A 19,229-nucleotide genomic window follows, 5' to 3' on the forward strand; every position below is an offset into this window, starting at 1 on the left:
GAGCCACGCTGAGTGGCTCGCCTGTTATAATTCCGCCATGCAAATCACAACTCGCCTAGAATTCGATGCCGGTCATCGCATCCCTTGTCACAAAAGCCAGTGCCGCAACCTGCACGGCCATCGCTACGCTATCGAAATCACGCTTTCCGGCGACGTGATCCAGCAAGAGGGCAGCTCCGAGCAAGGCATGGTGATGGACTTCTCGGACGTCAAGGCCATCGCCCGCAAGGCGGTGGTGGATGTGTGGGATCACGCATTTCTGGTTTATCAGGGCGATACCGCGGTGCGCGAATTCCTGGAAACCCTGCCGGATCACAAGACTGTGATCATGCAAAGCGTACCCACTGCGGAAAACATGGCGGCGGAGGCTTTCCGCATCCTGGACGCGCTCTACCGCGACACATACGGCAATCATTTGCGCCTTGAGCGCGTCAGGCTATTTGAAACGCCCAATAGTTGGGCGGACGCATTAAGCCGCTAAACTATTCTGCTGGCGCAGCCTCGACCTGCGTCCAGAGGCTTGCTCCACCTGCGGCTTTGTCCAGTCCGGCCAGATAGCTGCGATGGGCTTCGAGTTCTGATTCATCCGCTTTAATCACCAGCAAGGGCTGTGTCCTGACCACTACAGTTTCCTCGCCCGCACCGCGGGGCTGTTCGGCGATATCCATCATCAGGCTTTCCTGACCGCGCGTCATCGCCAGATAGACGTCCGCCAACAATTCCGCATCAAGCAAAGCGCCGTGCAAGGTGCGCGAGGAGTTGTCGATGCCGTAGTGACGGCAAAGCGCGTCAAGATTATTACGCTGGCCGGGGCGCAGTTCCTTCGCCATCTTGAGCGTGTCGACGATATTGACGCAGGCGTCCTGCAAGCGTCCTTTGCTGATCATCCCCAATTCGGTATTGAGAAAACCGACGTCGAAGGGTGCGTTATGGATAATTAACTCGCCGCCATCGATGAATGTCAGGAATTCGGCAACCACATCCGGAAAACGCGGCTTGTCCTGCAGAAATTCGAGCGAGATACCGTGCACTTGCTGCGCGCCAAGATCGATTTCCCGGTCCGGGTTGAGGTACACATGGAAATGATTTCGCGTCAGGCGGCGGTTGATGACTTCAACAGCGGCGATTTCAATGATGCGATGCCCTTGCGCGGGATCGAGGCCGGTGGTTTCGGTATCGAGGAAAATCTGGCGCATTATGCAACTGCCTTCGCCAGCAGTTGCTCCACACCGCGATTGGCCAGCATGTCTGCTCGCTCGTTGCCGACATCGCCGGCATGGCCGCGCACCCATACCCATTCCACGCGATGCTGCTGGGCTAACTCGTCAAGCCGACGCCAGAGATCGTCGTTTTTGACCGGCTTCTTGTCCGCAGTTTTCCAGCCGCGCTTTTTCCAGCCGTGTATCCATTCGCTGATGCCTTTCTGTACGTATTGCGAATCCGTGTGCACGCGCACCTCGCAATTGCGCGTCAGGGCTTCCAGAGCCCGGATCACCGCAAGCAACTCCATGCGATTGTTGGTTGTCAGCATTTCGCCGCCGCAAAGTTCCTTTTCCTTGCCGCCGAAGCTTAACCAGGCGCCCCAGCCGCCAGGCCCCGGGTTACCTTTGCATGCGCCGTCGGCATAAATTTCAACTTTAGTTTCCATATTCGCTTTTCTGATATTCCGATTTTTGTGTTGGTTTGGGTATGAGTACCCGAGTGACGCGCGCACCATTCCAGTTCGGACGAATCATGCGTACCCCCATGACGCGTTTTTTCGCCACCAGAAAATACACGCCGCCCAGCATTGGCCACCAGCGATCTCCCGCACCATCCATGAAGCGGCAGCGTTGCAGCCATGATTGTTTGCGCAAAGGCGGCGCATAGCACCCCATGCGCCCTGCCACCACTTCAAAGCCCAGTAGTGCCAGCCAATCCTTGATGCGTTGCAGGGAGACATACCTGCCCTGCCACGGAAACGACTCGTCCTTGTTGAACAAACGCCGCGCGCCCCAAAGGCTGATGGGATTGAAGCCGCTGATCACCAGATGCCCCTCGGGCACCAGGACGCGCTCGGCCTCGCGCAGCGTATCGTGCGGGTTAGGTGAGAATTCCAGCACATGCGGTAGCAGCATCAGATCGGCACTGGAAGTCGCAAAGGGAAATTGCACCGCGTCGCACCGCAGCATGACGTTGCCTTGCGCCGCGGCCCGCAGCCGGAAAGGAATGCGGCAATTACGCAGAAAATCGACCTCCGGCAACCCGACCTGCACGGCATTGAAGCCAAAAAGATCGCTTACCGTACCATCGAACAAGGATTGCTCCTGTTCCAGCAGGTACTCGCCAAGCGGGGTTTGCAGCCAGGATTGTTCGGTGTATGTTGGCAAAATGTCGCCCATGTTCGAGGTTAATCCAATCCCGGCTTTCCGGGACAACTATATCTGGCTCATCCGTCGCGGCAGCCATGCCGTCGTGGTGGATCCTGGCGATGCCGCTCCCGTCATATCCACGCTGCAAACTGAAAAACTGACACTCGATGCCATCCTGGTGACACATCACCACGACGATCATATCGGCGGCATTACAGAACTGATTCAGTTATATCCCACTGTAAAAATTTATGCGCCGCATCGTGAGCAATATCTTTTCAGGCATGAACCCGTCGGCGAGGACGATATCGTCGAGCTGGATACCCTGGGCCTCAGCCTGAACGTCATGGAAACGCCGGGGCACACGCTGGGACACGTGGTTTATTATGGCGCAAATTCACTGTTCTGTGGCGACACGCTATTCAGCTGCGGCTGCGGTAGGCTGTTCGAGGGCAGCTGCGAACAGCTCTACTATTCCTTGCAGCGGCTGGCTTCGCTGCCACCGCAAACACGGGTTTATTGCACGCATGAATATACTCGTCACAACATCAAATTCGCACGCATGATCGATCCGGAAAACCCCAAGCTTCAATTGCGCGAGCATGAGGTCGATCGCCTTTTGGCGGCCAACCGCCCCACGCTTCCAACCACCATCGGCCTGGAACTCGCCACGAATCCTTTCCTGCGATGCGATAGCGACGCCATCAAGACGGCCGTTGCGCGGCAAGCGGCATTAATCAAGCCGGATGCAATCTCGGTATTCTGTGCCATCAGGAAGTTAAGAAACGCATTTTAAATCATTGATTCTTAATTGGAATAAAACGAAAAAATTGCTTGACGCTAGCCGGGCTGTGCGGATAGGATTGCAAGAATTTTTGGCTTCCCAAGACACGTTACATGCTCGCTAAATCTCTGCTGAAGCTATCCATTCTCGCTCTCTTCCTTGCTCCGGGCGCGCACGCCGAAACAAACATCGCCGGAGAAGAAATCATCACCCTCGACGATGCCGTCGTCGCCCCATCGGAAAATCTGCAACTTGCACCGGCACAGGACCACCTGTCTCTCGAAGGTTATACACAGGACACAGACCCCGCCGAAACGGCGATGAAGAGCGCCGACCTGTGGCAGCGCATCAAGAGCGGCTACGCGATGCCCGAGCTTGAATCGCCCATCACCGCCAAGCACGAATCGTGGTATGCCTCGCGTCCGGACTATGTGAACCGCATGATCGGACGTAGCCAGAAATATCTCTACCACATCGTGGAAGAAGTGCAGAAGCGCGGCATGCCGACTGAAATCGCCTTGCTGCCCATGGTGGAAAGCGCGTTCAATCCTACTGCGATGTCAACCAGCAAGGCTGCCGGCATCTGGCAATTCATTCCTTCTACCGGCAAGAATTTTGGCCTGAAACAGACCTGGTGGGTGGATAACCGCCGAGATGTCACCGCCGCGACCGATGCGGCACTTAATTATCTGCAAAAGCTGCACGTGATGTTCGGCACCTGGGATCTGGCTCTTGCAGCCTATAACGCCGGCGAAGGCACCGTGATGCGCGCCATCGAGCGCAATCGCAAGCGCGGCCTGCCTACCGATTACCAAAGCCTGCAACTGCCGCCGGAAACAAAAAATTACGTTCCCAAGCTGCAAGCGGTCAAGAACATCGTGACCAACCCGGAACAGTACGGACTGAATATCCAGTCCATCGCCAATCAGCCATACTTCACCAAGGTCAACGCTCCCAAGCAGATCGACGCCTCGCTCGCTGCCAAGCTGGCAGGCGTATCGCCGGAAGAGTTCCGTTCGCTCAATCCCGAATACAATCGTCCGGTACTGACCTCAACCGAAAACACTCATGAAATTCTGCTGCCGATGGGGGCCGATGAGACCTTCGAAACCAATCTGGCTGCTTACGACAAGCCGTTGGTGAGCTGGCAATCCTATTACGCCAAGCGCGGCGAGCGCATCGAAACCATTGCGAAGAAATTCGGCGTAACTCCTGACGAACTGCGCGAGATCAACGGCATCAGTCACCAGGGCAAGTTCAAATCCGCCCATCAATTATTGGTACCGCTGCAAAGCGAATCCGCGGAAGATATTTTCACGGCCGAGGATATCCCCGACCAGCAGGAAGAAGAAATCGTCACCGCATCGTTTTCCACCAAGCGCCATCTGGTCAAGCGGGGCGAAACCTTGGGAAGCGTCGCCAAGCGTTACGGCGTGAGCACAAGAGACTTGCGTGCAATGAACCACCTGAAATCGAGCAAGCTGAAAAAAGGCCAGATTCTGCTCGTCCAGGTCGACGAGGACGCTCCCAAGCGCATGGCATCGCGCACTGTCAAACTGCGCAGCGCCAAGAGCAATTACGTTGTTCGCCGTGGCGATACACTCTCCAGCATTGCACGCAAATTCGACGTAAGCACATCGGAAATCAAACGCTGGAACAATCTCAGCGGATCGCGCATCACCCCTGGCCACAAGCTCAAGATTCTGAACCCGGACAAGGCTTAAACGGACTGAGTCCACGATGTCCTTCCCATTCCGCACTTCCGGATTACTTTGTGCTGTGCTGCTGTTGATGCTCAGCGCATGCGGGCCATCGCAGCAACCCGAAAATCACTCGCCCGACTGGGATCACCCCTACCCGCCTGAATCCGGCGGAACGCTGATCGATGCCATGACGGGCGAGCCCAGCGGACTGATTCCCATGATCGCCGGAGAATCGGCAGCTTCCGCCGTTGCCAGCAACATTTTCAACACCCTGCTCAAATACGACAAAAACCTGGAACTGGAAGGCGAACTTGCGCAATCCTGGCAGGTGTCTCCCGATCAGAAAACCATTACATTCACGCTCAAACCCGACATGAAATGGGCGGATGGCGCCCCGCTGACCAGTGCGGATGTGTTGTTTACCTGGAAACTGGTAACCGACGACAATACCCGGACCCCCTACGGCGCGGACTACAAGCTGGTGATCAAGGCCGAAGCACCGGATCCGCTAACCTTCCGCGTCACCTATGAACAGCCTTATGCGCCTGCGCTGGATTCCTGGGCTGGATTGCAGGTATTGCCCGAACACATCCTGAAAGGCCAGGACATCAACACCACGTCGTTCGCGCGCAAACCCGTCGGCAGCCATTACTATCAGCTTGGCGAGTGGAAAAACGGCGAACGCATTGCATTGGTGCGCAACCCCAACGCAACGCAAGGCCAGGCGCGTATCGACCGGCTGGTGTCGCGTTTCATCCCGGACCCGGCATCGCAGTTTTTGGAACTGATGGCCGACAATATCGACACCATGAGCCTGAGCCCCATTCAATACGCACGGATCTTCCCTGCGCGCGAGGAGCTCAACCGCAAGATCGCGCTGTATAAAGAACTCGGAAACGCGTATACCTACCTGGGCTTCAATCTCAAGCACAAGCCATTCGACGACAAGCGCGTACGCCAGGCGATCAATTACGCCATCGACAAGCAGGAGCTGATCGATGGCGTTCTGCTGGGCTTGGGCGAGCCGGTGGCTTCGCCCTATAAACCCGGGACACGCTGGACTAATCCGGACCTGCGGCCATACTCCTACGACCCGGAGAAAGCCAAGGCTTTGCTACGTGAGGCGGGTTTTGCAGATCACGACGGCGACGGCATACTCGACCGCGACGGCAAGCCCCTCGCTTTCGAGATTCTGACCAATCAGAACAAACAACGCGAAATGAGCGCCGTACTGATTCAGCGGCGCCTCAAGGAAATCGGCATTTCGGTCAATATCCGCGTGCTCGAATGGGCCAGCTTCATCGGCCGCTTCATCAAGACCGGCGAGTTCGATGCCGTCGTACTCGGCTGGAGCCTGTCGCTGGACCCGGATCAATACGGCATCTGGCATTCATCGCAACAGGCGCCGGGGCAGTTCAATTTCATCGGCTACAACAATCCCAGGGTCGACCGATTGCTGGAACAAGGTCGACTTGAGCTCGACCCGGACAAGCGCATGAAGATTTACCACGAGTTTGCCGCCACCCTGCTGGAGGACAGTCCCATCGTCTATCTCTTTGCTGGCTATGGTTTGCCCGCGATTCACAAGCGCGTCAAAGGCATCGACAACCCTGCTCCGCCCGCCGGCATCGGACACAACTCTTATGAGTGGTATATCCCCGCACCGCTGCGCCGCAACGAGATTTCCGCACAATGATACGTTACCTTCTGAAACGTCTTTTCTGGATGGTGCCGCTGCTGATCGGAATCAGCCTGATCTCATTTTTCATCATGCATCTCGCTCCTGGCGATATCACCACGACCGAGGCCGGCTTTAATCCCAAGGCGAGCGAAGAGTCGCGGCAGAAACTGCGTGAGCTGTATAACCTGGACAAGCCGCTGATCGTTCAGTACGGACTATGGCTGAAGCGGATGGGAACCCTCGATTTCGGCACCTCTTTCGCCAGTCATCAGCGGCCTGTGTTCTGGGAGAAAAAGGACGATCAGGGCAACGTCAATCCGGGGATGATCCAGGAGGCATTGCCGGTTACCCTGCTGATCAACGTGCTGAGCCTGCTGCTGATCGTCGTCATTGCCCTGCCGCTGGGAGTGATCTCGGCAGTCCACCAGAATCGGCCACCGGACCGGGCCATTACGGTATTCGTATTCGTCGGTTTTGCCGTTCCAGGTTTCTGGCTGGCGCTGATCCTGATGTATTGGCTGGGGGTCGTGAATCCATGGCTGCCGATTTCCGGTCTGCACGGCCTCGGCCATGAAAATATGGGAGTGCTGGGTCGCCTGTGGGACCTGGGCAAGCACTTGGCGATCCCGGTATTCATTTCCGCCCTCAGCGGCCTGGCGGGAATTTCACTATTCGTGCGCAATGGCATGCTGGATGTCCTGCATCAGGACTACATCACCACCGCCCGCGCCAAGGGTCTTCCGGAAAATACCGTGATCTATCGTCACGCATTGCGCAATGCCCTGTTGCCGCTCATCACGCTGCTTGGGCTATCGATTCCCGGCCTGATCGGCGGTTCGGTGATCGCCGAATCGCTGTTCGCGATCCCAGGCATGGGCAAGCTTTTTTATGATGCCGTGCTGATGCGCGACTTTCCGGTGATCATGGGCATCCTCACCATAGGCGCGGCCTTGACGCTGCTAGGCAACTTGCTGGCCGATCTGGCCTATGCCTGGGCCGATCCGCGCGTACGGCGAGGGGTTGTGCAATGAGTCGGGCGATGCGCAATCCACTGGCGTTCTGGGGGCTCGTCATCATTGCCATCGTGCTGGCGCTGGCCTTGCTGGCACCGGTACTGGCCCCTTACGATCCGGACGCCATCGACGTCAAATCCATCCTGCTGCCGCCATCCACCGCCCATTGGATGGGTACCGACGGCCTCGGCCGCGACGTGTTCTCGCGCATGCTCTTCGGCTCGCGCATTTCATTGCTGGTCGGATTCGTGGCGGTAGGCATCGCCACGCTGATCGGCGTCATACTGGGCGCCATTTCCGGCTACTACCGCGGCTGGGTCGATGTCCTCATCATGCGTCTGGTGGACGTCATGCTTTCAATTCCGACTTTCTTCCTGATACTCGCAGTCATCGCCTTCCTCACGCCCTCAATCTGGAACATCATGATTGTGATCGGGCTGACCTCATGGATGGGCGTCACGCGCCTTGTCCGCGCCGAATTTCTCAGTCTGCGCGAGCGCGAATTCGTTCTTGCCTCTGCAACCTTGGGCGCACGCGATCACCGCCTCATCTTCCGACACCTGCTACCCAACAGCCTCACGCCGGTCATCGTCAGTTCCGTACTCGGCGTTGCCAGCGCAGTGCTGATCGAGTCCGGCCTGAGCTTCCTCGGTCTCGGCGTACAGCCGCCGCAGGCGTCATGGGGCAATATCCTGACCGAAGGCAAGGAGTACATCCAGTTTGCATGGTGGCTGTCGTTCTTCCCTGGCATGGCGATTCTGCTGACGGTGTTGGGTTATAATCTGCTGGGAGAAGGGCTGCGCGATGCGCTGGACCCAAGAACCAACGGAAAAGGAAAGAAATAAATGGGATTTCTCAATGGCAAACGCGCCCTCATCGTCGGTTTGCTTAGCAACCGCTCCATTGCTTACGGCATCGCCGAGGCCATGAAACGTGAAGGCGCCGAACTCGCCTTCACTTATCAAACTGAAAAATTCGAAGAACGAGTCGGAAAATTGGCCGCCGAGTTCGACTCCGACATCGTCCTGCCTTGCGACGTTTCCGAGGATGTCCAGATCGACTCCATGTTCGAGGCGCTTGGCAAGTGCTGGGATGGACTGGACATCATTGTGCACTCTGTCGCATTCGTACCCAAGGTAGCATTGGCTGGCGACTATCTCGACTCGACTACGCGCGAGTATTTCCGTATCGCCCACGACGTCAGTTCCTATAGCTTCACCGCCCTCGCCAAGGCAGGCCTGCCGATGATGCAAGGCCGCAACGGCGCCCTGCTCACTCTGAGCTACCTCGGCGCCGAACGCACCATGCCCAATTACAACGTGATGGGCGTTGCCAAGGCCAGCCTTGAAGCCAATGTCCGCTACATGGCGCAGAGCCTCGGCCCGCGCGGCATACGTGTCAACGCGGTCTCAGCCGGCCCGATCAAGACCTTGGCTGCATCGGGCATTGCCGGATTCGACAAGATGATGGATTTCAATGAAAAGCACGCTCCGCTGCGCCGCAATGTCACCATCGAAGAAGTCGGCAATGTGTCCGCTTTCCTTTGCAGCGATCTGGCCAGTGGCGTCACGGGTGAAATCACCTACGTCGACGGCGGCATGAACACCACTGCGGCCGGCTCAGTCGAGGCAATGCTTTAACCCGCAGGTGTCCTTACCTTCAGAACGCGAAGTTCCTGCGCGCGAATTTCACTTCACCGAGCAGGATTTCCACCGCATACGCAAGCTGATCTACGATCATGCGGGCATCAGCCTTTCCGATAGCAAAATGGACATGGTATACAGCCGCCTGGGAAGGCGGCTGCGTGCCACGGGTCTAAACAGCTTCCGCGAATACCTCGCCCTGCTTGAAAAAAATGACCGGCCCGAATGGGAGGCGTTCGTCAATGCGTTGACAACCAACCTGACATCATTCTTCCGCGAACCGCATCACTTCCCTATCCTGGCTGAGCACATCCGGAAAACTCGCCATCGCCAGCCCATCCAGCTATGGTGCAACGCGGCATCTACAGGCGAGGAGCCGTATACCATGGCCATGACCATGGTTGACGTTTTCGGGACATACACGCCCCCGGTACACATTCTCGCAACCGATCTTGATACTCACGTGCTGAAAACGGCGCAAGCAGGCGTTTACACAGCCGACCGCATTGAGAAGCTATCCAGGGAAACGTTACAGCGTTTCTTTGTCGAAGTGCCGGGCGGCACATCTGGACAAGTTCAGGTTCGCCAAGAGTTGCGCAACATGATCACCTTTCGGCAACTCAATCTTCTCGATGCGAATTGGCCGATACGCGGCCCCTTTGACGCCATTTTCTGCCGCAATGTGATGATTTATTTTGACAAGCCCACGCAATACAAAATCCTGCAAAAACTGATTCCTGTCATGCGTAGCGATGCATTGCTCTTCGCCGGACATTCTGAAAGCTTCCAGCATGCAGCGGACCTATTTCACATACAGGGACGCACTGTTTATACGGTAGCCGAGAAAGCCCGCCATCTTGCCGTGCCTGCAGTAGCGGATTACATGCGCCCATAATGTAATGATTAACAACAACGAAAAAATTCTTGTGATCGGCGCCTCTACCGGAGGTACGGAAGCCTTGAAAGATGTCCTGTCACAATTACCCGAGCATTGCCCCGGCATCGTGATTACGCAGCATATGCCCGAAGGATTCACGAAATCCTTCGCCTCCCGCCTCGATGGTCTCTGCAAGGTACGCGTCAAGGAAGCCGAACCAGGTGACAAGGTTCTTGCCGGACATGCATATCTTGCTCCAGGCCACTCCCATTTGCTGCTGAAACGAAATGGCAACGGCTATATCTGCGAACTCTCAAGCGCAGACCCCGTCAATCGGCACCGCCCCTCGGTTGATGTGCTTTTCAAATCCGCTGCAAAAACCGCCGGGAAAAACGCCATTGGCATCATACTTACCGGCATGGGCAAGGATGGTGCGCTTGGAATGAAAGAAATGCACGACGCCGGGGCCCACACCTTTGCCCAGGATGAAAAAAGCTGTGTGGTATTCGGCATGCCCAAGGAAGCGATTTCCCAGGGAGGCGTGGACGAGATCGTATCGCTCAAGGAAATAGCCTCCCGAGTGATGAGCTATCTTGGTAACCCAGTGAAGTAAAGATTGCCGCATCACCCAAACAAAAAGGGCGGTTAAAACCGCCCTTTTTATTAACTGCATAAGCCTATTGTCGGCTGACTTCCATCAACTGTTTGTTAATTGTGATATCTGATTTGGCTTTCAATGCCGCCAGATAGGCAGCTGTGTATTCTTCCGCCAAAGCCCCCTCCATTTCACCTCGGAGAAGATTCCGTTCATCGTTATCTTCAGGGGCGGCATTGTCCACCCGACTGATGCGCATCAATGTATAACCGGTTCCGGAATTTTCAATACCGTCGAATGCCGGCAGCGAAGAAACATCAGTACGGAATGCCTGCTTCATGACTGCATCACTCATGCCTTGGGCATTCTTGCGGTCGATCACGACCTCAGGTATCCATTCCAGACCTGGAGCATCCTTGTTCTGGCGCAGCGAGGACAGCAGTTCCTTGCCATGCTTGATAGCCATGGCCACCGCCTGCTCATGACGCAGAAAGTTTTCCAGGGCTGTGCTGATCTCCGTCAGACTGCGAGCCGCAGAAGGCTTGTAATCGACGACACGTGCAGCCAATAGCGTATTCGGAGCTACTTCGACCGCCTCGGTATTGCGCTTGTCTTTCATGACCTCATTGGAAAAAATCGCGTTGACCAGCTTGTCGCTCTTGAAAAACTTCATTGCATCGGCGCGGCTCATCCACTGGCTGGTCTGCACCTGCACGCCAAATTCCTTGGCTGCGGGCTGCAGGCTATCCGATTGCTCGTAAACGACATTACTGAAGCCTTCCGCCTTCTCCGCGAACTGAGCCAACGCTTTCTGATAAATCAATTCGGCACGGATATTGGTCTTCACCTCATCGAAGGATTGGCCGGAGCCCTGAATTTCCGTCAGCTTGATGATATGGAATCCGAATTCGGATTCGACCAGATCGCTGATGGCACCGGGCCGCATATTGAACACAGCCTCTTCAAACGGCTTCACCATCATGCCACGACCGAACAGCCCAAGGTCGCCGCCATTCTGTGCTGAGCCTGGGTCTTGCGAATATTGCTTGGCCAGCGCATCAAACTTGGCGGGATCCTTTTTGACTTCAGCCAGGATGGAGTTCGCTTTCTCACGGGCGCTCTGCTTGGACGCAGCATCTCCTTTGCCGAAACCGATCAGGATATGGCTGGCGCGACGTTGTTCCTGGCCCTGGAATTGCGCGGCATTTTCCGAGTAATACTTCTGCGCCTCCTCATCCGTAACCTGAATGCCAGGAATGAGATTGTTAGCGGAAAACATTACATATTCGATTTTGACTTGCTCCGGAATGCGGAATTTTTCTTTGTTCTTTTCGTAATAGTCATTGATCTGTGCTGGCTCAACTTTGACCTTGTCGATAAAGGCATCGGCATTGATCGTTGCAATGCTGATCTCACGCTGCTGATGCTCTACCTGCATTACCCTGTCAAACAGAGAGTTCGGGACGAATGCCGCTGCCGCAACGCCATCGCGCGCTTGCTGAACCAGAAGCTCCATACGCATGCGCGCTTCGAACTGGCTGGGCGACATGTTATTTTGCTTCAGAACCTCATCATAGAGCTCTTGCGAGAACTTTCCATTCTGCTGAAACTCCGGGAGTCCGATAATGAAATTGCTCAGGGACTCGTCTGAAAGTACAAAATTACGGTCGCGAACCTCTGCATTCAAAAGACGGGATACGATCAATTTATCCAGCACGGATTGACGTACTTCCGGATTCTCCAGAAGAGTCGGATCAACTTTTCCTGCCGCCTGCATTTGATTGCGAAGCGTCTGCATGGCGTTGCCATATTCCTGCACAGTCACGCTGTTGCCATTCACCTCGGCTACAGCTGCGCCCGAACCGGCATTTTGAAGATAAGTATCGATTCCGAATACTGCAAAGGTCACGGCTATGAGAGCAAGGATGCCTTTTGCCAACCACCCTTTGGAATGCTCACGAAATGTATCCAACATGACTTAACTCTCTTCACAACGATTATTGCCCAGCCGGATAATGCGACAAGCCGAGCGGCGTTTAAAAAGCGTTGACTATACCATAGTAGTCAACGCTCTGGCGCGGCAGAGGAAGTGAAGAAAAAGGCAAACTGAAAAACAAAACGGCGAGCTATTTAGCTCGCCGTTTTGTTGTCATTGGCGGAGTGGACGGGGCTCGAACCCGCGACCCCCGGCGTGACAGGCCGGTATTCTAACCAACTGAACTACCACTCCAAAATTTGATACTAGGCGCTCGGCAATTATTTGGTGGGTGCTGACGGGATCGAACCGCCGACATTCGCCTTGTAAGGGCGACGCTCTACCAGCTGAGCTAAGCACCCTCGCTTGCCGAACAAAGACTGCTAGTTTACAGCATCCTTGAGGGCTTTGCCAGCCCTAAATTTCGGAGAATTTGCTGCCTTGATCTTGATAGTCGCGCCTGTGCGGGGATTGCGACCACTGCGAGCAGCGCGCTTGCCTACGTAAAAAGTCCCAAAACCGATCAGGGTCACGGGGTCACCCTTTTTCAGCGCTTTTGCGATTGCGGTTGTTGCTGCATCCAACGAACGTCCTGCGGCGGCCTTTGAGAGACCGGCTTCTTTGGCGATTTGATCAATCAGTTCTGACTTGTTCACGAGCAATCCCCTTTCGACATTGTTTGTAAATGACAGGCAAACCCTGTACTCAACTTTATAGCAAGCGGGAAAAGCTTGTGTCAAGCCTTTCCCGCCATATCGAAGGGATTATATTTTGCGGCCGCGAATCTCGTCTGAAAGACGCATCAATGGGTGATGATCGGTGAAGTTTTCCCAGAACTTTCTGCCTCGGATGCATCCGCTGCCGGACCGGTGGTTTCCGTTGGCTCCGGCATGCGCTCCAGTGCAATCTGCAGCACTTGATCGATCCACTTCACCGGATGAATATCCAGTTTGTTTTTGATGTTGTCGGGGATATCGACCAAATCCTTGACGTTCTGCTCAGGAATCATGACCGTCTTGATGCCGCCCCGATGTGCGGCCAGAAGCTTTTCTTTCAAGCCTCCGATAGGCAGCACTTCGCCTCGCAACGTGATTTCACCCGTCATTGCCACATCCGCACGTACAGGAATATTACTCAACACAGACACCAGGGCGGTGCAGATAGCAATACCTGCGCTCGGGCCATCCTTGGGCGTCGCGCCTTCCGGCAAGTGAATATGAATGTCATTCTTTTCGTAGAAATCAGGATTGATGCCCAGGCGACCCACACGGCTACGCACTACGCTCATGGCGGTCTGAATTGACTCCTGCATCACCTCGCCCAGCTTGCCGGTCGTGATGGTCTTGCCTTTACCGGGCATAAGAACGGTTTCGATAGTCAGCAGTTCACCGCCCACTTCCGTCCACGCCAGACCCGTCACCTGACCAATCTGGTTTTCCTTGCTCGCCAGGCCGAAATCGTAACGTTGTACGCCCAGGTACTTATCCAGGTTGCGCGGGGTGACCGTAACGCGCTTCGCAGCGGCCGTCTTGGCCTTGGTCTTGCCGACCAGCAATTCCTTCACGACCTTACGGCAGATCTTGGAAATTTCACGATCCAGGCTGCGCACGCCCGCTTCACGCGTGTAATAACGCACGATATCCCGTACGGTATTTTCGGAAATATTGATTTCAGACTCTTTCAGGCCATGCGTCTTGAGCTGCTTGGGAAGCAGATAGCTCATTGCAATATTGACCTTCTCGTCCTCGGTATAGCCGGCGAGACGAATCACTTCCATCCGGTCCAGCAACGCGGGCGGGATATTGAGCGAGTTGGAGGTCGCGACAAACATGACATCGGAAAGGTCGTATTCGACCTCGACATAGTGATCGACGAATGTATGGTTCTGCTCAGGGTCGAGCACCTCCAGCAAAGCCGACGACGGATCGCCCCGGAAGTCCTGACCCATCTTGTCGACTTCATCCAGCAGGAACAGCGGGTTTTTGACACCGACCTTGTTCATGCTTTGCAGCACCTTGCCCGGCATCGAACCGATATAGGTGCGGCGATGGCCGCGAATTTCGGATTCGTCGCGCACGCCACCCAAGGCCATACGCACGAATTTGCGATTCACGGCCTTGGCGATGCTTTGTCCCAAAGAAGTCTTGCCGACACCGGGAGGCCCGACCAGGCAGAGAATAGGCGCCTTCAGCTTATCGACGCGCTGCTGCACAGCGAGATACTCGATGATGCGTTCCTTGACCTTTTCCAGGCCGTAATGGTCTGCATCGAGAATCTTTTCAGCTTCGGCCAGATCCTTGCTGATCTTGGTCTTTTTCTTCCATGGCAAGCCGACCAGCGTATCGATGTAGTTACGCACCACAGTCGCTTCCGCGGACATGGGTGACATCATCTTGAGTTTCTTTAATTCGCTATGTGCCTTGGTAAGCGCCTCTTTCGGCATATGCGCCGCCTTGATGCGCTTTTCGAGTTCGTCGATATCCGCATTCTCGTCCTGCTCGCCAAGCTCTTTCTGGATAGCCTTCACCTGCTCGTTCAGGTAGTACTCACGCTGGCTTTTTTCCATCTGGCGCTTGACGCGGCCACGAATGCGCTTTTCCACCTGCAAGATATCGATTTCGGCTTCGAGCAGTCCGAGCAGATGCTCCAGACGTTTGCCGATGTCGAACATCTCGAGAATTTCCTGCTTTTCTTCCAGTTTGAGCGTCAGGTGCGCCGTGATGGTATCGGCCAGGCGACCGCCATCATCGATGGTAGCCAATGAAGTCAGAATCTCGGGAGGAATCTTCTTGTGCAGCTTGACGTACTGATCGAATTGCGTGAAAACCGTACGCATCAACGCTTGAATCTCGCTGTTATCGCCAGCCTCAGCCTCGACGCGCTCGACCTTGGCCGCAAAACAGCCATCGACTTCGGTAAATTCGGTCACCTTGGCACGATACACGCCCTCGACCAGCACCTTGACGGTGCCATCAGGCAACTTGAGCATTTGCAGGACGGTAGCCACCGTACCGACATCATACAAATCTTCTGCCTGAGGCTCGTCGTTATTAGGAGATTTCTGGGCGACAAGAAGAATCTGCTTGCTTTGCTCCGAAGCGATTTCAAGCGCCTTTACGGATTTGGCGCGCCCCACGAACAAAGGGATGACAAGGTGGGGATAGACGACCACGTCACGCAGAGGAAGCAGCGGCAACATGCCGGAATCCGCAGAAAGGGCTTGATCTATATGTTCTGTCATGGACGGACCTTCGCAATAGGCCGTCCCGGCGAATTGCCGGGACGTAGATACTTAAATGGGGATGATCCGGTACCCTTCAAGGGCACGCGCAAACCAATTTTGACGTCAGTTAGCGGACTCGGCGACACGAGGCTGGTCTGAGTACATCAGAAGCGGAGGCGTTTCGCCACGCACCACGCCCTCATCTACCACGACCTTGCTCAAATTGGTCAAGGAAGGCAAGTCGAACATGATATCGATCAGCGAATGCTCCAGGATGGAACGCAGCCCACGGGCACCTGTCTTGCGCTCAAGCGCTTTCTTGGCTACCAGTTTCAGTGCGGATTCGCGGAATTCGAGTTCCACGCCTTCCATTTTGAAAAGTTTGACATACTGCTTGGTCAGGGCGTTCTTCGGTTCCACGAGAATTTTCATCAGCGCCGCTTCATCAAGGGACTCCAGCGTTGCTACTGCCGGGAGGCGACCCACGAACTCGGGAATTAACCCGAACTTGATCAGATCTTCCGGCTCAACTTCGCGCAGAACTTCGCCTACTGCGCGCGCGTCGTCCTTGCTCTTTACTTCAGCGCCGAAACCGATGCCGCCCTTTTCAGAACGGCGGCGAATAACCTTGTCCAGTCCATCGAATGCACCGCCACATATGAACAGGATATTCGTCGTATCGAGTTGCACGAACTCCTGATTCGGATGTTTGCGACCGCCTTGAGGTGGCACGGATGCAATAGTGCCTTCAATCAGCTTGAGCAATGCCTGCTGTACACCCTCGCCCGAAACGTCGCGGGTAATCGAAGGGTTGTCCGACTTGCGTGAAATCTTGTCGATTTCATCGATGTAAACAATGCCGCGCTGTGCCTTCTCGACTTCATAGTCGCACTTCTGCAGCAACTTTTGCATGATGTTTTCGACGTCCTCGCCCACGTAACCGGCTTCGGTCAAGGTGGTGGCGTCCGCGATCACGAAAGGCACGTCCAGCAAGCGTGCCAGCGTTTGCGCCAGCAATGTCTTGCCCGATCCAGTCGGCCCGATCAGCAGGATGTTGGTCTTGGCAATCTCGACTTCGTCCTTCTGGACGGACTGACCCAATCGCTTGTAGTGGTTATAAACCGCTACCGACAGAATTTTTTTCGCAGGGGTCTGCCCGATCACATACTGATCGAGGATATCGCAGATTTCCTTGGGCGTAGGCAGGCTGTTACTGCGTGGCTTCAGGCTGTTTTCATCCAGCACTTCTTCGCGGATGATATCGTTGCACAGGTCGACGCACTCGTCGCAAATGAATACGGAAGGACCGGCGATGAGCTTGCGCACTTCATGCTGGCTCTTGCCACAAAACGAGCAATACAGCAGCTTTTCACCTTCCGACTTACTGGTCATGACCAATTCCCGATAATTACTAACGTTGTCATATCTTATGCGGCCTCGCCGCGGCTGGCAATCACCTTGTCCACCAGACCGTAGTTGACGGATTGAGTGGCGCTCATGAAATTGTCGCGATCGGTATCGCGCTCGATGGCCTCAATACTTTGACCTGTTTGCGTCGCAAGTATTTCATTGAGACGCTGACGCAGGAAAAGAATTTCCTTGGCATGGATTTCAATGTCCGAAGCCTGGCCCTGAAATCCACCCAATGGCTGGTGAATCATCAAGCGGGAGTTCGGCAGACAATAACGCTTACCCTTGGCGCCAGCGGTCAGCAACAAAGCGCCCATGCTGGCAGCCTGGCCGATGCAAAGCGTGCTGACATCGGGCTTGATGAACTGCATGGTATCGTAAATCGCCATCCCGGCAGTCACCGACCCACCCGGCGAGTTGATGTACAGCGAAATATCCTTGTCCGGATTTTCCGCTTCAAGAAACAGCAATTGGGCGACGATCAGATTGGCAGTCATGTCATTGACGGGCCCCACCAGGAAAATCACACGCTCCTTGAGCAGGCGCGAATAGATATCATAGGAGCGTTCGCCACGACCGCTCTGCTCGATCACCATCGGAATGTAACCGAGGCCCTGCGGCTCCCAGTGGTTTTGCGTGCTCATCAGGCATTCCCCATCAATTCATCGAATGAAACAGCCTTGTCGGTCACCTTGGAACGCTCCAGAACCCAATTGACGACGTTTTCCTCGGTTGCAAGGCCCATCGGTTCGTCCAGCCGTTGCGGATCGGAGTAGTACCAGCGCACTACTTCTTCAGGTTGCTCGAAGCTCTTGGCAAATTCGTCGACCATTGCGCGAATCTGTTCCGGAGTGGCATGCAGTTCGTTCTTGTTCACCAGCTCCGCCAGGATCAGGCGCAGATGCACGCTGCGCTTGGCTTGCTCTTCGAACATCGCAGGCTCCAGATTCACCTGAGCCGGGTCCATGCCACGCTGCTGCAGATTGGCGCGGGCCCCTTGCATCAAGCGATTGGTCTCCATTGCTATTAACGCACGAGGCAAGTCGAGGTTGACTGCATCCACCAACGCCTTGAAGACTTGCTCCTTGAGCTTGGCGCGTACGCGCTTGGTGACTTCCTGCTGCAGGCTATCCTGGATATCGGCACGCATCTTCTCGATATCGCCGCTTTCGATACCCAGGCTCTTTGCGAATTCGGCATCCAGTTCCGGCAACTTCGTCTGCGCAACCGTATTGACGGTAACATCATAAGATACCGTTTTGCCAGCAAGTTGCGGGCTGGGATTGTCTTCGGCATAGGTAATATCGAATTTCTTGGTGGCACCGGCCTTGGCACCGATCAGATTGTCGTCGAACTCAGCGATGCGACCATCTTCGCCCAGAATCAGATCAATGGCGTTGCCATTGGTGCTCTCGACTTCCTGACCGTCGATTTCCGCACGGAAGGTGACGCTGATCTTGTCGCCCTTTTTGGAGGCACGCTTGACCGGCTCGTAAGTGGCGCGCTGCTTTTGCAACACTTCAATGGTGCGATCGATGTCGGCATCGCCCACAGCGATGGTAGGACGCTCGATGGAAACTGCGCTCAGTTCGCCGACAACGACTTCGGGAAACACTTCAAATGTAGCAATAAACTCGAAATTGCCTTCGGTTTCGGCACTCGGCTTCTGCTCGATATTCGGGTAGCCGGCAACGCGCAGCTTGTTTTCGGTCACGGCTTCGGTAAAGCTGCGCTCGACAGTGCTGGAAATTACCTCATCGAACACTTGCGGACCGTAATTTTTTTGCACAAGGCTCATCGGCACCTTGCCGGGGCGAAAACCAGCCATTTTGACGGTACGTGCGAGGCGACCTAGACGCTGCCCGACTTCTTCCTCGATCGGCTTCATCGGCACCGACACCGTCATGCGGCGCTCCAGATTGCTCAGGGTTTCCACGGTTGCTTGCATAGCTCTTCTATCCTTAGTTCAATAAT

General features: G+C 55.2%; 17 protein-coding genes, 2 tRNA genes and 1 pseudogene. 9 read left to right on the forward strand and 11 right to left on the reverse strand.

The window, feature by feature from the left end; all coding sequences use genetic code 11:
* The first annotated feature begins 37 nt into the window (after nucleotides 1-37).
* Nucleotides 38-481 carry a 6-carboxytetrahydropterin synthase QueD gene (gene queD, locus A7976_RS01650; protein WP_067107257.1) on the forward strand — a complete coding sequence of 148 codons (444 nt, stop codon included), beginning with the start codon at nucleotides 38-40 and terminating at the stop codon, nucleotides 479-481.
* 1 nt (nucleotide 482) lies between these two features.
* On the opposite strand, the gene dnaQ is transcribed toward queD, so the two are convergent.
* The 3 genes from dnaQ to A7976_RS01665 are packed head-to-tail and all read right to left on the reverse strand — an operon-like array spanning nucleotide 483 to nucleotide 2,381.
* Nucleotides 483-1,196, reverse strand: coding sequence for a DNA polymerase III subunit epsilon (gene dnaQ, locus A7976_RS01655; protein ID WP_067106125.1), 714 nt, complete (start codon nucleotides 1,194-1,196; stop codon nucleotides 483-485).
* Nucleotides 1,196-1,648: a ribonuclease HI gene (rnhA, locus tag A7976_RS01660; protein ID WP_067106127.1), complete on the reverse strand. Its 453-nt coding sequence runs from the start codon at nucleotides 1,646-1,648 to the stop codon at nucleotides 1,196-1,198. Before rnhA ends, dnaQ begins: the two co-directional genes overlap by 1 nt.
* The gene (locus A7976_RS01665) at nucleotides 1,638-2,381 is read right to left on the reverse strand and encodes a class I SAM-dependent methyltransferase (protein ID WP_067106129.1); all 744 of its coding nucleotides are present in this window, start codon (nucleotides 2,379-2,381) and stop codon (nucleotides 1,638-1,640) included. Before A7976_RS01665 ends, rnhA begins: the two co-directional genes overlap by 11 nt.
* Between A7976_RS01665 and gloB the strand changes: the two genes are divergently transcribed.
* From gloB to A7976_RS01705, 8 genes and pseudogenes are all read left to right on the forward strand, one after another.
* Complete coding sequence (gene gloB / locus A7976_RS01670) at nucleotides 2,356-3,147, forward strand: hydroxyacylglutathione hydrolase (RefSeq protein WP_240483763.1); 792 nt, start codon at nucleotides 2,356-2,358, stop codon at nucleotides 3,145-3,147. The genes A7976_RS01665 and gloB overlap by 26 nt on opposite strands.
* A gap of 101 nt (nucleotides 3,148-3,248) precedes the next feature.
* A complete protein-coding gene (locus tag A7976_RS01675; RefSeq protein ID WP_082877920.1) occupies nucleotides 3,249-4,859 on the forward strand; it encodes a LysM peptidoglycan-binding domain-containing protein in 1,611 nt (536 codons plus the stop codon).
* A gap of 16 nt (nucleotides 4,860-4,875) precedes the next feature.
* Nucleotides 4,876-6,534 (forward strand): peptide-binding protein, encoded by a 1,659-nt coding sequence (locus A7976_RS01680; RefSeq protein ID WP_067106133.1) that lies wholly within the window; start codon nucleotides 4,876-4,878, stop codon nucleotides 6,532-6,534.
* On the forward strand, nucleotides 6,531-7,550 hold the full coding sequence (locus A7976_RS01685) for an ABC transporter permease (RefSeq protein ID WP_067106135.1): 1,020 nt from the start codon (nucleotides 6,531-6,533) through the stop codon (nucleotides 7,548-7,550). The genes A7976_RS01680 and A7976_RS01685 overlap by 4 nt, the downstream gene beginning before the upstream one ends.
* Nucleotides 7,547-8,377, forward strand: coding sequence for an ABC transporter permease (locus A7976_RS01690; protein WP_067106137.1), 831 nt, complete (start codon nucleotides 7,547-7,549; stop codon nucleotides 8,375-8,377). Before A7976_RS01685 ends, A7976_RS01690 begins: the two co-directional genes overlap by 4 nt.
* Nucleotides 8,378-9,172 (forward strand): enoyl-ACP reductase, encoded by a 795-nt coding sequence (locus A7976_RS01695; RefSeq protein WP_067106139.1) that lies wholly within the window; start codon nucleotides 8,378-8,380, stop codon nucleotides 9,170-9,172.
* Nucleotides 9,173-9,179: 7 nt separating this feature from the next.
* A complete protein-coding gene (locus A7976_RS01700; protein ID WP_067106141.1) occupies nucleotides 9,180-10,070 on the forward strand; it encodes a CheR family methyltransferase in 891 nt (296 codons plus the stop codon).
* A gap of 13 nt (nucleotides 10,071-10,083) precedes the next feature.
* Nucleotides 10,084-10,665: pseudogene (locus A7976_RS01705) on the forward strand (chemotaxis protein CheB); the annotation flags it as partial.
* Nucleotides 10,666-10,729: 64 nt separating this feature from the next.
* Here A7976_RS01705 and A7976_RS01710 read toward each other — a convergent pair.
* The 8 genes from A7976_RS01710 to tig form a co-directional block, all read right to left on the reverse strand.
* The gene (locus A7976_RS01710) at nucleotides 10,730-12,622 is read right to left on the reverse strand and encodes a SurA N-terminal domain-containing protein (protein WP_067106144.1); all 1,893 of its coding nucleotides are present in this window, start codon (nucleotides 12,620-12,622) and stop codon (nucleotides 10,730-10,732) included.
* Between the two features lie 178 nt (nucleotides 12,623-12,800).
* A tRNA-Asp gene (locus tag A7976_RS01715) sits at nucleotides 12,801-12,877 on the reverse strand.
* Between the two features lie 31 nt (nucleotides 12,878-12,908).
* Nucleotides 12,909-12,984 (reverse strand) — tRNA-Val (locus A7976_RS01720).
* A 21-nt stretch (nucleotides 12,985-13,005) separates the two neighbouring features.
* A complete protein-coding gene (locus A7976_RS01725; RefSeq protein WP_067106146.1) occupies nucleotides 13,006-13,278 on the reverse strand; it encodes an HU family DNA-binding protein in 273 nt (90 codons plus the stop codon).
* 146 nt (nucleotides 13,279-13,424) lie between these two features.
* On the reverse strand, nucleotides 13,425-15,863 hold the full coding sequence (gene lon, locus A7976_RS01730; protein ID WP_067106148.1) for an endopeptidase La: 2,439 nt from the start codon (nucleotides 15,861-15,863) through the stop codon (nucleotides 13,425-13,427).
* 105 nt (nucleotides 15,864-15,968) lie between these two features.
* The gene (clpX, locus tag A7976_RS01735; protein ID WP_067106150.1) at nucleotides 15,969-17,237 is read right to left on the reverse strand and encodes an ATP-dependent Clp protease ATP-binding subunit ClpX; all 1,269 of its coding nucleotides are present in this window, start codon (nucleotides 17,235-17,237) and stop codon (nucleotides 15,969-15,971) included.
* A 35-nt stretch (nucleotides 17,238-17,272) separates the two neighbouring features.
* Nucleotides 17,273-17,899, reverse strand: a complete 627-nt coding sequence (gene clpP, locus A7976_RS01740; protein WP_067106152.1) for an ATP-dependent Clp endopeptidase proteolytic subunit ClpP — start codon at nucleotides 17,897-17,899, stop codon at nucleotides 17,273-17,275.
* On the reverse strand, nucleotides 17,899-19,203 hold the full coding sequence (gene tig, locus A7976_RS01745; protein ID WP_067106154.1) for a trigger factor: 1,305 nt from the start codon (nucleotides 19,201-19,203) through the stop codon (nucleotides 17,899-17,901). The genes clpP and tig overlap by 1 nt, the downstream gene beginning before the upstream one ends.
* Between the last annotated feature and the right edge of the window lie 26 nt (nucleotides 19,204-19,229).

The sequence above is a fragment of the Methylobacillus sp. MM3 genome (assembly GCF_001645185.1).
Taxonomy (GTDB): Bacteria; Pseudomonadota; Gammaproteobacteria; order Burkholderiales; family Methylophilaceae; genus MM2.